Source organism: Pradoshia sp., assembly GCF_051873915.1.
Taxonomy (GTDB): domain Bacteria; phylum Bacillota; class Bacilli; order Bacillales; family Pradoshiaceae; genus Pradoshia.
On record NZ_JBJEFJ010000064.1, the window covers coordinates 1 to 14,895 of the forward strand.

At 45.3% G+C, this 14,895-nt stretch carries 11 protein-coding genes; all 11 read right to left on the reverse strand.

What is annotated here, in order from left to right:
* Positions 1–117: 117 nt before the first annotated feature.
* Positions 118–888, reverse strand: a complete 771-nt coding sequence (locus ACI35L_RS06090; RefSeq protein ID WP_049670765.1) for an enoyl-CoA hydratase/isomerase family protein — start codon at positions 886–888, stop codon at positions 118–120.
* A gap of 12 nt (positions 889–900) precedes the next feature.
* A complete protein-coding gene (locus ACI35L_RS06095) occupies positions 901–1,671 on the reverse strand; it encodes a 3-hydroxyacyl-CoA dehydrogenase (protein ID WP_049670764.1) in 771 nt (256 codons plus the stop codon).
* A gap of 28 nt (positions 1,672–1,699) precedes the next feature.
* Complete coding sequence (locus ACI35L_RS06100; protein WP_049670763.1) at positions 1,700–2,851, reverse strand: thiolase family protein; 1,152 nt, start codon at positions 2,849–2,851, stop codon at positions 1,700–1,702.
* Positions 2,852–2,864: 13 nt separating this feature from the next.
* Positions 2,865–4,001, reverse strand: coding sequence for an acyl-CoA dehydrogenase family protein (locus ACI35L_RS06105; RefSeq protein ID WP_049670762.1), 1,137 nt, complete (start codon positions 3,999–4,001; stop codon positions 2,865–2,867).
* 196 nt (positions 4,002–4,197) lie between these two features.
* A complete protein-coding gene (locus ACI35L_RS06110) occupies positions 4,198–5,181 on the reverse strand; it encodes an NAD(P)H-dependent flavin oxidoreductase (RefSeq protein ID WP_049670761.1) in 984 nt (327 codons plus the stop codon).
* Positions 5,178–7,274, reverse strand: a complete 2,097-nt coding sequence (locus tag ACI35L_RS06115; protein WP_439802462.1) for a sigma 54-interacting transcriptional regulator — start codon at positions 7,272–7,274, stop codon at positions 5,178–5,180. The genes ACI35L_RS06110 and ACI35L_RS06115 overlap by 4 nt, the downstream gene beginning before the upstream one ends.
* 157 nt (positions 7,275–7,431) lie before the next feature.
* Complete coding sequence (locus ACI35L_RS06120; protein ID WP_049670759.1) at positions 7,432–8,952, reverse strand: class I adenylate-forming enzyme family protein; 1,521 nt, start codon at positions 8,950–8,952, stop codon at positions 7,432–7,434.
* Between the two features lie 21 nt (positions 8,953–8,973).
* On the reverse strand, positions 8,974–10,176 hold the full coding sequence (locus ACI35L_RS06125) for an iron-containing alcohol dehydrogenase (RefSeq protein WP_439802463.1): 1,203 nt from the start codon (positions 10,174–10,176) through the stop codon (positions 8,974–8,976).
* A gap of 26 nt (positions 10,177–10,202) precedes the next feature.
* Complete coding sequence (locus tag ACI35L_RS06130) at positions 10,203–11,720, reverse strand: aldehyde dehydrogenase family protein (protein ID WP_439802464.1); 1,518 nt, start codon at positions 11,718–11,720, stop codon at positions 10,203–10,205.
* Between the two features lie 12 nt (positions 11,721–11,732).
* Entirely contained in the window at positions 11,733–12,629 is an 897-nt protein-coding gene (locus ACI35L_RS06135) for a R2-like ligand-binding oxidase (protein WP_049670756.1), read from the reverse strand.
* A gap of 217 nt (positions 12,630–12,846) precedes the next feature.
* Positions 12,847–14,400: an acyl-CoA synthetase gene (locus tag ACI35L_RS06140; RefSeq protein ID WP_439802465.1), complete on the reverse strand. Its 1,554-nt coding sequence runs from the start codon at positions 14,398–14,400 to the stop codon at positions 12,847–12,849.
* Positions 14,401–14,895 lie beyond the last annotated feature (495 nt).

Genomic DNA, 14,895 nt, shown 5'->3' on the forward strand with positions numbered 1-14,895 from the left:
ATTATCATTTACCCATTGTATTCAGCGATTCTCCTTTACTTGCACCGGTCCAAGAACAGAAATCTCCTCTAAAAACGAAAAGGACGGCCATATTAAACCCGTCCTTCATCTATTCATCTATCGATGTGTAAAGACCGGACGGCGCTTCTCAATAAACGCTTGAATTCCTTCCTTCACATCCTCCGTCTCAAACACCTCCTGGAATAGCTTTGCCTCCAGGGCCAGTCCCTCCTGTAATGGCTTTTCATGACCTTCATTGACAGCTTGTTTAATTCGTTTCAATGCTTGTAAGGAATGACGGCTAATCTTGGCTGCAAGCCTCTTAGCATCCTCGATTCCATTTTCTGCAATTTGGTTCACGATGCCTAAATGGAGTGCTTCCTCTGCCGTGAGGGAATTTCCAGTAAACATCAATTCCTTTGCTTTTGCTTCCCCAATCAAGCGAGGCAGGCGCTGTGTGCCCCCTCCGCCTGGGAACAATCCCAGCTTCACTTCAGGGAGCCCCAGCTGTACCTCTTTTGAGGAAATACGGATATCACAGGTAAGTGCGAGCTCAAGTCCGCCTCCTAGTGTATGTCCGTTTAAATAGGCTATCGTTGGTTTCGGGAAAGCGTGAATAACATGGAAGACTTCCTTCTTCTTGCTAGGTTTATCAAGTTTTTCTCCATTAATCATCTGAGGGAACTCTTTTATATCCGCCCCAGCCATGAAGGCCTTTTCTCCTTTACCGGTTACGATTACGGAGACAACATCATCCGCTTGCTCCAATTCAGCAAAGGCCTCGCATAATTCCTCCGCAACCTGATGACTTAGTACATTCATAGGTGGATTATCAATAGTTACAATCGCGATATTATCAGATTTCTCAACCTCAATCACCGTATACATTCTTTATCCCCCTTATTTCGGCTGCATGCGGATGGCGCCATCCAAGCGGATTGTTTCACCATTGAGCATCGGATTTTCTATAATGCTTTTTGCAAGCATGGCGTATTCCTCTGGGTAACCGAGTCGAGACGGGAATGGAACCATTGCTCCAAGTGCTTTTCTCGCTTGTTCGGGAAGCCCGCCGAATAATGGTGTATCAATCAAGCCTGGCGCAACCGTCATGACCCGTACCCCGCTGCGTGCCAAGTCACGGGCAAGCGGCAACGTCATACCAACAATACCGCCTTTAGAGGCGCTATAGGCTGCCTGTCCTATTTGACCTTCAAAGGCTGCGACAGATGCCGTATTGATAATGACCCCGCGCTCGCCCTCTGCATTCGGTTCATTCTTAATCATCTGTTCAGCAGCCAGGCGAAGAACATTGAATGTACCAATCAAATTCACCTCAATCACCTTCTTGAAGCGGCCTAAATCGTGGACCTTATCCTTTGAGACTACCTTTTCTCCTACTCCTATCCCCGCACAATTAATAACCGTATTCAGGGAGCCAAATTGCTTGATGCCATCAGAAATTGCCTGGGAGACTTCCTCTTCACTCGTCACGTCAGCCCTTTTAAATAATACCTGTGAATGACCAAGCTTTTCTGAAAGAGCATGGCCCTTTTCTTCATTCTGATCGATAATAACAGCCTTACCGCCATTTTCAACAATCAATTTAACTGTCGCTTCCCCTAATCCAGATGCCCCGCCGGTCACAATGGCGATCACTTCATTCATTTTCATCCTTCCAACCTCCCCATTTATGATGATATTACGTCAAACGTTCGATAATCGTTGCATTTGCCATTCCAGCACCTTCACAAATAGCCTGCAGACCATATTTCCCTTCTGTTCTTTCCAGCTCATGCATAAGTGTGATCATTACGCGGGCACCGCTTGCGCCGAGTGGATGCCCAAGCGCTATTGCCCCTCCATTGACATTAAGCTTTTCTGGATTAGCGCCAATATCATCAAGCCATGCAAGAGGAACAGGAGCGAAAGCCTCATTCACTTCATATAAATCTATGTCTTCGATGGTTAAGCCCGCTTTCTCCAATACCATTCTTGTTGCCTCAATCGGACCGGTCAGCATAAGGGTTGGATCAGAGCCGACAACTGTTCGTGCTACTAGCTTAAAGCGCGGCTTCAATCCAAGCTCAAGTGCTTTCTCCTTAGACATGACCAAGACAACAGCTGCCCCGTCACTCATTTGACTCGCATTCCCCGCATGAATGATTCCATCCTCCTTGAAGGCTGCCGGAAGTGTGCCAAGCTTTTCGAGGGAGGTTCCTCTGCGCGGCCCTTCATCTTGGGTGACGAGCGTCTTCGTTCCATCCTCTTCAATGACCTCAATCGGCATAATTTCACGATCAAAACGGCCCTCATTCTGAGCATTGATGGCACGCTGATGACTCATTAAAGAGAATTCATCCAATTGCTGACGGTCATAGCCCCATTTCTCTGCAATTCTTTCCGCTGAAAGACCTTGATTGATTAGTTCATACCGGCTTGAGAGCTCTTTGCTCGGCCTGGATTCCTTCCTTGTCGATCCCATTGGAACCCTTGTCATACTCTCCACTCCACCAGCGATGACGATATCCATGTCACCTGAAAGGATAGCCTGTGCTGCAAAATGGATGGCCTGCTGACTTGAGCCGCATTGCCTGTCAATGGTTGTTCCAGGCACCTTGACAGGGAAATCAGCCATCAAAGCAGCTGAGCGAGCGATATTAATTCCCTGCTCCTCCACCTGCGAAACACAGCCAATAATCACATCCTCTACGAGTTCGGCCAATATACCGGAACGCTTTACGACTTCCTTCAAGGCATAGGACAATAAGTCATCCGGCCGAATGTCCTTAAATACACCTTTTCTCTTTCCAACTGGTGTTCGTACCGCTTCAACGATTACTGCTTCTCTCATCTGTCATTCTCCTTTATAATCCGATTTTCTTTGCGATAATCTGTTTCATGATTTCATTCGTTCCGGCATAGATGGATGTGACCGCAATATCACGGTAGCGCCTGCCAATGGCATATTCCTCCATGAATCCGTATCCACCATGAAGCTGCATGCAGTTTGCGACAAGCCGCTTGGCCATGTCTGTCACCCACCATTTAGCCATGCTGACTTCTGTAACAACATCCTCCCCGTCCATATGACGGACAATCAAATCATCAATGAACGATCTGCCAATAGCGACCTCTGTTGCCATTTCTGCAATCTTGAACTGTGTATTTTGAAGCTTGCTGAGCGGCCGGCCAAAGGCCTCCCGCTGTTTCACATATTCAATCGTGATGCGCAATGACTCTTCTGCTGCCGCCATCGCCTGAATGGCACACATCAGCCGCTCTTGCTGAAGCTTCTCCATCAAATAGTAAAATCCCTTATTCTCTTCCCCTAATAGATTGCCAGCCGGAACTCTCGCATCCTCAAATATAAGTTCAGTCGTATCCCCAGCCGGCTGCCCGATTTTTTCTAATCTTTTGCCTCGGATAAAGCCCGGCGTCCCTTCCTCGACAACAATCAAGCTGATTCCTTTGTGACCGGCGCCTGGGTCTGTTTTACAGGCCACAATGACAATGCCTGCTTTCAGTCCATTCGAGATAAAAGTCTTCTCTCCGTTGATGATATAATGGTCCCCGTCACGCACTGCCCTCGTCTGCAGATTCCCTAGGTCTGACCCTGTTCCGGGTTCAGTCATTGCGATCGCCGTGGAGCATTCACCGGTGATGCATTTTGGGATCCACCTTTGCCGTTGTTCCTCTGTTCCATAGTCATACAAATAAGGAACGATGATGTCATTATGTAATACACATCCGCCTAACCCGCTTTCCACCCGTTCAAACTCCTCTGCCAAAATGACCGAATAAGCGAAGTCAGCATTAAATCCGCCGTATTTCTCATCAGCCCAAGGAACGAGAAATCCCTGCTCCCCCATCTTCTTGAAGAAATCATCCGGCATTTTCTTCTGCTTTGTCCATTCCCGGTAATAAGGGATGACCTCTTTGTCCATGAACCTACGGACAGAATCACGAAAGATATGATGTTCTTCCTTTAAATAACCGGTCATAATGAATCGGCTCCTTTTCTATCGATTGGATAAATGTATACACTAAAGAATGATGCAAGTTTTGTGCCAATCAATAAGCTTGGATTAGAGGAGGAGGAGAGATTATAGTGTCCGGAATTAGGACAGCCTATATTTGACAGTGTATAAATGAGTAAAGAAAGAGCGGAAATCGTTGATTGCCGCCCTCTCTCGTACTTTATTTAATCAGAATGGCTGATTGTTCATTCATTTTTGCGATTGCCTGAGCATACTCTTCACGCAGGATCTCCACCAATTCCGCTATTGGCTTAACCTCCTTAATGGAGCCAACCCCTTGACCAGCAGACCAAATATCCTTCCAAGCTTTTGATGTTTCGTTTTCTGAATGGACAACCTTAATCTCTCCTGTTTTTTCTAGATGGTTCGGGTCAAATCCGGCACGCTCAATGCTTGGTATTAAATAATTGGCGCGCACTCCGCTGATGGCATCCGTGTAGATGATGTCATGGGCGGTTGATTGAATGAGCATTTCCTTATAGGATTCCACAGCATTTGCTTCCTCTGTCGCAATAAAACGCGTTCCCATATAGGCAAAATCTGCTCCAAGCATTTGTGCAGCGGCAATTTCTTGTCCATTCGAAATTGTACCTGACAGAATGATAACTCCATCAAAGATTTGTCTAATTTCCGCCACAAACGCAAAAGGATTTAACGTGCCACCATGTCCTCCCGCTCCATTACAGACAAGAATCAGCCCATCAACCCCTGCCTCAATTGCCTTCTTAGCATGCTTAATGCTGATGACATCAGAGAATACAGCCCCGCCGTATTCGTGGACGACCTCGACCTCCTTTACCGGTTTGCCAAGAGAGGTGATAACAAGCGGCACCTTATATTTCTTAATGGAAGCCAGGTCCTCTTCATAGCGCTGGTTTGTATGATGGACGACTAGATTTACTCCCCACGGAGCAAGCTTGCGGTCATTCCGGGATTTGTTTTCCTCTTCAGCTGTACGGGTAATCTGCTCAAACCATTGCTCGAGCTCGGCATTTGTGCGAGCATTCAATGTTGGGAATGTGCCAATCACACCAGCTCTCATGCTAGCCAGCACCATCTCCGTCTTCGAAACGATAAACATTGGCGACACAATCACCGGTAATGTTAAATCCTGATTCAATTTCTTTAATACTTCTGCTTTCATCCTTCATCCTTCCTTTCACTGTTTCCACTTCTTTGTTCCTTAAATGCCGGTACATTATATTTCTTCAATTTGTCATACAATACAGATCGGCTGATTCCAAGAAGAATGCATGCCTTGCTCTTATTCCCGCCTGACATTTGAAGGGCTTTTTGAATAGCAAATTGCTCGGCCTTCTCAAGTAAGGGCTGCGGGGTCATTTCCTCCTCTTCCTGCAAAAAGACATCATAACCAGCATTCTTCAAGACATAATCCGGCAAATCCTCCAGACGTACCTTTCCGTTTTCCGCAAAAATCATGGCTCTCTCCCATACATTGCGGAGCTCACGAATATTGCCAGGCCAATCATAATCCATGATGGCTTGCTCAAAGAGCGGCTCCCAACCTGTAATACTCGTACCATTCTGACGGTTCAATTCTCGAATAAAGGATTCACTCAAAAGCAGAATATCCTTTTTTCTTTTCCTAAGAGGAGGTATTTCAAAGGAGATGACATTCAGCCGATAGAATAAATCCTCCCTGAACGTCCCGTCTGCGACCATTCTCTCCAATGGACGATTCGTTGCTGCGATAATTCTGACATCCACTTTTATTCGTTCCGTACCGCCTACACGGTAAAACTCCCGCTCCTGCAGCACACGCAGCAGCTTTGCCTGAATAGGAAGTGACATATCACCGATTTCATCGAGAAAAAGCGTCCCCCCGTGGGCTAAATCAAATTTCCCGATTTTCCCCTTTTGCTTAGCTCCTGTAAAAGCCCCGTCCTCATAGCCAAAAAACTCCGATTCTAAGAGATGCTCTGGAATAGCTGCACAGTTCACGGTAATAAAGGGGCCTCTACTATTCGTACTAGAGCTGTGAATCGCGTGGGCGAATAATTCTTTCCCAGTCCCGCTCTCCCCGTATAGGAGAATCGTCGTCTTGCTCTTAGCCGCCTTCGTTCCGCTTCGGATGAGCTTATCCATTTGTTTATCCTTGGAGAGAATTTCATTAAAGGTAAATCGCGATTTCTCGATACCCTCCTGCTTATGAATCACCTTCCGGTTGTCCTCTGCACTCTTGAATGCCTCGCGAACCTCATGAAGCTGCCGGTAGACAATCTTGCCGATTGCCCCGATAATTCGTTCTCCTTGATAGACCGGAATCCGGTGAACTAGGTAATTGATGCCTTTAATCTCCATGAAATCGCTTACTTCAGCAACCCCTGTTTTCATTACCTGTTCCAGACTGAGATGTGGGAGCACTTTAGTAATCTTATCCTTCTCTTTCATTTCCTTATCTAATTCAAATAACTCCAGTAAGGAGGGACTGATAAAGGTAATCTCCTCTTGCTCATTAATCATGACTAAACCGTCATAGGCATTATGAATGACGGATTGCAGCAGGGTCTTCCACTTCTTCTGAGATTCCAGCTCAGCCGTCAGTTTCTCCAGTTCAGAGACATTTTGAAACAAGGCAATATAGCCTTCCTTCTGATTGTCTATACTGTATTTCGACAATCGTACAATGAAATGCTGCTGATGAAATACCATTGGAAAATGAGCTTCACGTTCGTCTGCATACCTGCTGACAGCAGGAACAAATGCCTCCATATCCTCTCCCGTTATCTCAGCCAATGGCATCCCAATCATCTCTGCGCATTTTTCATTGGCAAAAATAATCGTCCCATCTTCATTTGTCATAATAGCCCCGAGATTCGAGGTATCCATTACTTTTTCGAGCTGTTTTTTCAGTATTTGTGTTTCCTTCACATAATTCATAACGGCATTGGTCTTCGTAAAAAGGCCGACCGGCTTCCCGCTTTTATTAATGATGATCCCAGTTCCAACCCTGCTCTTGGCAATCATTGTCTCCAGCAATTCTGAATTGACATCTTCGAGAACGGTCCCTACAGCCTTCTTTATGTAGTCGCTGATTGGCGTATCCTTAGGTACATCTGAAAGAATCATTTGATACATCGAGCTTCTCGTAAAAACGCCAATTAATTTCCCGGATTGATTCGTCACAGGAACAGTGTTCCATTTCTGATTGTGCATAATTTCGATGGCATCCCTTAATGTATTCGTCGGTGATAGACAATGCTCCAATGGACTCATTATGTCTTTTACCGATTTAATCTCCCATCTCCCCTTTCTCGTTGCTTACCTTATTAGGTTCAACAGTTGTCCCGTGAACTCCTTTTTTCTTGTCGGGAAAAATAGAAAAAGGGCGGATTCCTCTCCATAAGCTTGGAAAAGAATCTGCCCATATCCATCAAGATTGAATAATTTTTTTGTCTCGTTCCTTTAGTACAGTCTTCAAAATCTTCCCGGTTCCTGATTTTGGAATCTCATCGATAAAGCAAACATAATCAGGCACCTTATACTCAGCGAGTTTACTTGCACAATATGCTTTCACTTCATCCTCCGTTAATTCAGGAGATTTCTTGTTAATATACGCGACGGTTTTCTCTCCAAAAACTTCATCAGGACGGCCGATAACCGAGCACTCAAGAATTCCTGGATGCTCATATAGGACTTCCTCCAGTTCACGCGGGTAGATATTGAAACCGCCTCGGATAATCATATCTTTTTTACGGTCGACAATGAAATGGTACCCTTCCTCATCATAATAGGCTAGGTCTCCTGTATACAGCCAGCCATCCTTAATCGTGTTCTCTGTTTCTTCCGGCTTCTTATAATAGCCTTTCATCATGTTAGGACCTCGGAAAATGACTTCCCCAACCTGATGAGGAGCCGTTTCCTTCCCTTCCGGATCGACAATCTTCAAATCTACGCCCGGAAGAGGCATTCCGACCGATTTCAATTTTTTCGGCAAATCACGCGGTGTTGTCATCAGCATAACCGTACTTTCTGTAAGCCCATACCCTTCTCCAATATCAACACCAAGGGATTGGTTTGCTTTATGAAGGATCTCTGACGGCAGACTGGCTCCACCGCAGCCGGCAATGCGTAAATGCGAGAAATCATACTTACTTATTTTGGGGTTACTTAAGAAGAGGGCATACATGGTCGGAACACCGAGAAAAACGGTTATCTTTTCTTTCGCTATCTTATCGAGCGTATCCATTGGATGGAACTTCTCCTCTAGATAAATCGCGGCTCCATGGGCAATCGGCGAGAGAAAGCCCTGAAGTTTGGCATAAGCATGGAAGAGCGGCAAAACACATAATACTCGGTCTTTAGTGGAGAGTTGATTTGTGACAGCTGCGGTGATGGACATCCAGTTCAGGTTGCCATGAGTAATCATAGCCCCCTTTGGACTGCCGGTCGTACCTGATGTGTAGATGATTTGTGCAATAGCATCTGCCGGCATAGATATCGACTGTGAAATGGGGGACTGTACACCAAGTGTATGCCAATCTTTAAACGGAAGGTTTTCTTCTTCTCCGTAATAAAAGATTTCACGTACATGCTGGAAATCACTCTTTGCACTCTCGATGACCGGACGGGTCATTTCCTCCATGATTAACAGCTCGGATTCGGAGTCGTTGATGATATAGGCTGTTTCTTTTTCCTTGAAGGTCGGATTGATTGGAACAACTGTACCGCCATTTGCCAGGATGGCAAAATAAGAAATGATATATTCAGGACGATTCGTCATCATGAGCGCAACCTTTGTCCCATGTCCAACCCCGTATTCCTTAAGACCGGCTGCAAAGGAATAGACGGTGTCCGCTAATTCCTGATATGTCATCAATGAACCTCTGAAATGAAGAACAGGCCGGTTCGGAAGCCTTGATGCCGTACTTTCAAGCAATTCAACTATATTCATCTTAATCCCTCCTTAACCAAATCAAACCCTTACCTTCGTGCCAAGAACTTCCTTGCACACCGCTATAATGACCTCTTCCGGAATGCGGAAGGCCTGGCCGGACGGGTCATTTTGCACAGCCTTGACAATTTCTTTCACATCAGCTTCATCAATCTCATATTCAGCGAAATCATCCGGCAAGTTGACCGACCTGCGGAGGGAGATGATTTCATTGATACACTGCTCGAGGCATTGCTCATCTGTTTCAGGAATCTCCTTGATTCCGAATACGTGAGCAAACTCTTTCACCTTTGGCAAATAAAGCGGAGCTAAATGCTTCATGACAGATGGCATTAAGACCGCATTTGCCAAGCCATGGGGAATGCCATATTTGGCACCTAAAGCATGGGCCATATTATGAATCGGCAGCGTCGAGAACGCTAAAGCAAAGCTTGTAATGGCCATAGCACTCGCTTGGAGCATATTCGCTCTCGCCTCACGATTCTGTCCATCCGATACAGCCGTATGCAAATTATCGCGTATCATTTTTGCAGAATGAAGGGCAAAGGCATCTGCCATCGCATTCGATTTATTTGAGAAGTATCCCTCAATCGCATGTGTCAAAGCATCCATACCGGTAAATGCGGTGATTTTTGGCGGAAGGCCAATCGTCAATTCCGGGTCTAGAATGGCAATATCCGAATTGATGAACGGATTCAGGAGATTACATTTAACACCAAGCATTTCATTAAAGACGACTGAAATACCTGAAATTTCTGCCCCAGTCCCTGCTGTAGTTGCTATGGATATGTGAGGAATTTCCATATGGACTGCCTCCGGCCAAACCTCCAGCACATTCCCTGACAAGGCTTCCTCGATTTTTTTCACATTTTTGTGAAGACACCATTTAATGGCCTTTGCCGTATCAAGAACTGAACCGCCGCCAATGGCAATCAGTGAATCACCGTTACATTCCTTGAAATATTTTAGGCCATTATTAATATTTGAGGACTTGGCATCCTGCGTGACATCGTCAAAAACGCCAGCCAGCTGGATACCTGGGGCCATTTCAAAAAGCCGCTCAATCTTTTTGGTCAAGCCTGCCTGCGTCAAGCCTTTGTCTGAATACAGGACCGGCCGTCTGCCGCCTAGCGCATGAATGAGGTCCGGGACGAGTATATGGGTTCCTGCACCGCTGCGTATATTAGAACGATGCGTAAATTCATAATACGAGGTCTTTTTCATCGTATCTCTCCATTCCTAAAAATTATTTAAAAAATCAAACCAAGCGCCGGGCGCTGCTTATTCTCTGTCGTCAGTGAGGTTATGATGCTTTTTAGCTCTGTATATTCATTAAAGGCCTGAATGCCGAGCTCACGCCCAAGCCCGCTTTCTTTATAACCGCCAAACGGAGCATCGTTTCGGAATACATGCCATTCATTGATCCAAACGGTTCCTGCCTCAAGCTTAGAGGCAATTTCATTAGCGGTTGTTACATCTCTGGACCAAACCCCCGCAGACAAGCCGTAATTCGTATCATTGGCGATAGCGACTGCCTCATCCACATCCTTATATTTCATGACACATAGGACAGGTCCGAATATTTCCTCCCGGGCAATCTTCATATCATTGGTTACATCCGCAAAGATGGTCGGTTCAATATAATAGCCCCCAGATAACCCCTGAACCTCTGCTCGCTTGCCTCCGCAGACAAGACGGGCTCCATCTTCCCTTCCTGATTCAATATAGTCGAGTATCTTATTCATCTGCTTTTCTGAAATCACCGGCCCCATCCCTGTGCCAGGGTCAAGCGGATGACCAAGCTTAATCTTCTGGGTCATCGCGGCCAATTGCTCGATTACCGGCTCATAGACAGATTCATGGACCAAAACACGTGTACTAGCCTCACATACCTGGCCAGCATGGAAGAATACCCCAAGGAGCACACCTGGAATCGTCACCTCGAAATCAGCATCCGGCAGGATAATCGCAGCTGCCTTTCCTCCCAGCTCCAATGTCACCTTCTTAACAGAAGAGGCAGACTGCTCCATGATTTTCTTCCCGATTTCGGTCGACCCCGTAAAGGCGACTTTTCGGACATCAGGATGTCTGACCAGGGCTTCGCCGACCTCGGAACCTAGCCCTGTTACCACATTGAATACACCTTTAGGCAAGCCGGCCTCAATCGCCAGTTCCGCCAATTTCAACGTACCGAGCGGTGTATCAGATGCCGGCTTCACGATGATGGAATTTCCCATCGCAATTGCCGGGGCTATCTTCCACATGGCCAGCACTAACGGAAAGTTAAATGGCGTAATTGCCGCCACGACCCCAAGCGGCTCACGAACGAGCTGCGTACGGTTCGGCCCAAATGTTTCCATGACAGGCAAATACTCTGTCATTTCATATTTCAAGGACATATTTGCCGTCTGCTGCAAACAGAGGATCAGCTGCATAATATCAGCTCCGCCAATTTTCCGAACCGTCGCTCCCGTGCTGATGCCTTCCAAATAGATGAGCTCATGGGCATGTTCCTTGATTTTCCCGGCGAAGCGGAGCATGATTTGTGTCCGTTCCTTTTGAGATTTCTTCGACCAAACACCAGACTCAAACGTTTCCTTCGCATTCTGGACAGCAGCATTTACGTCCTCAGGTGTTGCCTTCGAAGCCTTTGCCACGACCTCCCCATCCGCAGGATTAATTACATCAAATGTGGCTCCTCCGCTCCCTGGTGTCCATTTCCCATTAATGAATTGGGCAAATTCCTGTATCTTTGTCTCTGTGCTCATCCTATCTCCTCCTTATTCGAAAATGACTTCGGTTTCATGGATTTCATCAAGTGTTTTCCCCTTCGCCCGTGATAAAACCTCAATACGCGCTGTCAATTGCTTCAAGGCATATTCCATGGATTTGCCTTGTTCAAACCCCAGACTTGTCACTTTCTTTCCTTCTGCATTCACAGAGAGGACTGAGTCATCTCTTGCTGTCAGGGCAGCGGCGATCGGCAATAGTTCCTGAAGCCGCTCCTGCACACGGTCAAACAGTTCAGGTTTATCGTGAATAAGACGCTGAATCAAGAATGTTCCAAACCCAATATGCCTGCCCTCATCCCGCTTTATATTCCGGATTCCTTCCATTAGTCCAGGCATTAGATTAATCTTGGATAATCCTTCATAAAAGAACCAGTACCCCGTCTCTGCCAACACTCCCTCAGCAAAAATATTGTAAGTAACAGCCGCATCCACCATTGCCTCTGGTGATTGGTCTTCCAGCAATCTGCCCATTGCCTCCGGCAGAATCTCATCAAACAACTGACGGTATGCAGGCCGAAGAAGAGGACTTAAATCATCCGTCACATCAATTGCCTCTAGAAACAGACTAAAAAATTCGGCATGCTTTGCTTCCTCAAACAAAAAGGTTGTTAAATAGGACTCTTCTTCAAACCAGCCTTTTTTGGAGACTGCCATAATCATCGGAAGAATGTCTTCTGTCACTGCCTCCTCTCCTCCGATAAAGAGGGCAATTGTATCAAGCACCTCCTGCTGCTGCTTTGGGTTTAATTTCTTCCAATCCTCTTTATCCTGAGAGAAATCAATATCAAGCGGGTTCCAAACTCCATGTCTCTTCGCCTTTTGATACAATTTGTACGGCAAAGAATCCTTATTAATTGCTTGTTTCGCTGTTACATATTCACGCATGTATACCCCTCCTGGATTATCTTTTATACGGCAAGAGATGAGCTAGATGTCCCCCTCCCTTCGTTAAAGCGCTTACAATATTCCGGATTGTCAATCTCTCATCATAGGTAAATAGTGCAAGTTCCATGCCAGTCTTATATGAACGGACTTACTAAGTTTATAGTCGAATCATGAAAGATAATCGTACACAGCGGATTATTTATTGTCCGGTAATCAATCATGATTTCATGGTTTCATCCGCCTGCCTCAAGGCTTTCTTCAGTATTTTCCCAGCTGCATTCCTAGGTAAGGCATCTATGAATTCAACTACTTTTGGCTTCTTATAGGAGGCTAAATGATTTTGGCAGAAGTGGACGACCTCCCCTTCTGAGAGTTCAGCTCCTGATTTCTTTACAATCACAGCTTTTACGCTTTCTCCCCATTTATGATCTGGAATCCCGATGACGGCACATTCTTGTATGGCAGAATGCTTCATCAATACTTGTTCAATTTCAGCAGGGTAAATATTTTCTCCTCCGCTGATAATCATGTCCTTCTTACGATCAACCACATAGATGAATCCCTCATCGTCCATCCGTACGAGGTCGCCGCTATGGAACCAACCTCCCCTGAAAGCCTCTTCGGTTGCTTCAGGGTTCTTATAATATTCCTTCATAAGCGTAGGGCCCCGATAAACAATTTCTCCTATTTCACCGAGCGGAACATCATTCATCTGCTCATCGACTACACGGACCTCTACATTCACGACCGGTTTTCCTACAGACATGTTCTTGCGAATGGAGTCCTCAGGATTAAGGCAGGTTGTAACAGGACTCATCTCTGTTTGGCCAAAGGGATCACGAAATTCTCCGTTCGGAAAATAGCGGGCAACCTTCTCTTTTAAGGCAACCGAGCATGGAGCACTTCCTGCAGAGCATCTTGTCATCGACGTCAGATCATAGTTGCCGATATGCTCATGAGTAACGAGCATTTGCCACATGGTCGGTGCGAGGAATAGAAAAGTAATCCGTTCTTCTTCAATGGTTTTCATTACTTGTTCAGGATTAAATTGCTGATGGATGACAGTCGTTCCCTGGATGGGATATAAAAGTGTAGAAATGGCGGCGATGTGAAATAATGGGGCAACGATTAATTGTTTGAAGTCGGCACTCAACCCAGCCGTCATGACTTGATTCATACCATTGATTGATAGATTATGATGGGTAAGGACGGCACCCTTAGGCAAGCCTGTCGTACCTGATGTATACATGATGAGGGCACCATCATCCCCATTCAAACACTCATATGGTACAAAATTTGCTTCTTCATCATAGAGAGATTCATAATTCTCAAATTCCAGTCCTTCATCTCCATCAATGACCACGATTTCTTGAACAAGCGGGCACTGATTCCTAATGGGCTCAAATAAAGGAAGAAGCTTTTGCTCAATAAATAAAATCTTGCAATCTGAATTTGTGATAATATAATGAAGCTCATCACTGTTCAGTCTAAAGTTAATCGGTACACCAACAGCCCCTGCTAATGAGACGCCATAAAAAATCTCGATAAATGGCAGACCATTAAACAGCATAAACCCCGCCTTATCGTCATAATCAATTCCCTTCCCCTGAAGCCAGCCGGCCAAATGTACAGCACGCTTTTCCATTTGCCGATAGGTCAGCCGTTTCTCTCCACATATGTATGCCTCCTTATCCGGTGTCCGATGGGCAGACCTTCTTAAATGCTCCCCGATCAGCATGGACCGAGATACAGATAAACTGGATGTTGTCATCTAAATAACACCTCCTTGAAAGATTCATGCAGCATAGGCTGCATATAAATAAAGATGCAATATTCATGCCATAGCTGACTATGTCCATAATTGAATCAGAAAAAAGAGATAGGACTATGTCTGACAGGACTCTTTGTAGATGACATCAACCATTAAAGAAAAAGACTGTACGTTTTTACATACAAGTCCATTCAGTGCAGTGTGTATAAATCAAACAGGCAAGCTTTTAATGAGATAAAGCAATAAGCCATTTTTATGATAAAAAGGACAAAAAGAGGCTGTCTTAGTCATAAAGCCACTAAGAACTGCCTCATTACTTATTTTACCTATCATGCTTTTACTTCCAAAGCAGTGGAGCTTATCAAACAGTAACAATAGCAATATCATCTATTAACCATATTTGCTTTATTTCCAAAAGTGTTTTCCAAAATAATTCATCATTTCTTCTTTATACGAAAATCTATCATTGATCTCTTGTAGAAACTCATGATTATG

Bases quoted from the DNA above. Each gene is read 5' to 3' on its own strand.
- ACI35L_RS06130 (WP_439802464.1), bottom strand. From the start codon at position 11,720: ATGAGCACAGAGACAAAGATACAGGAATTTGCCCAATTCATTAATGGG.
- ACI35L_RS06120 (WP_049670759.1), bottom strand. From the start codon at position 8,952: ATGAATATAGTTGAATTGCTTGAAAGTACGGCATCAAGGCTTCCGAAC.
- ACI35L_RS06090 (WP_049670765.1), bottom strand. From the start codon at position 888: ATGTATACGGTGATTGAGGTTGAGAAATCTGATAATATCGCGATTGTA.
- ACI35L_RS06110 (WP_049670761.1), bottom strand. From the start codon at position 5,181: ATGAAAGCAGAAGTATTAAAGAAATTGAATCAGGATTTAACATTACCG.
- ACI35L_RS06140 (WP_439802465.1), bottom strand. From the start codon at position 14,400: ATGACAACATCCAGTTTATCTGTATCTCGGTCCATGCTGATCGGGGAG.
- ACI35L_RS06125 (WP_439802463.1), bottom strand. From the start codon at position 10,176: ATGAAAAAGACCTCGTATTATGAATTTACGCATCGTTCTAATATACGC.
- ACI35L_RS06095 (WP_049670764.1), bottom strand. From the start codon at position 1,671: ATGAAAATGAATGAAGTGATCGCCATTGTGACCGGCGGGGCATCTGGA.
- ACI35L_RS06135 (WP_049670756.1), bottom strand. From the start codon at position 12,629: ATGCGTGAATATGTAACAGCGAAACAAGCAATTAATAAGGATTCTTTG.
- ACI35L_RS06100 (WP_049670763.1), bottom strand. From the start codon at position 2,851: ATGAGAGAAGCAGTAATCGTTGAAGCGGTACGAACACCAGTTGGAAAG.
- ACI35L_RS06105 (WP_049670762.1), bottom strand. From the start codon at position 4,001: ATGACCGGTTATTTAAAGGAAGAACATCATATCTTTCGTGATTCTGTC.
- ACI35L_RS06115 (WP_439802462.1), bottom strand. From the start codon at position 7,274: ATGAGTCCATTGGAGCATTGTCTATCACCGACGAATACATTAAGGGAT.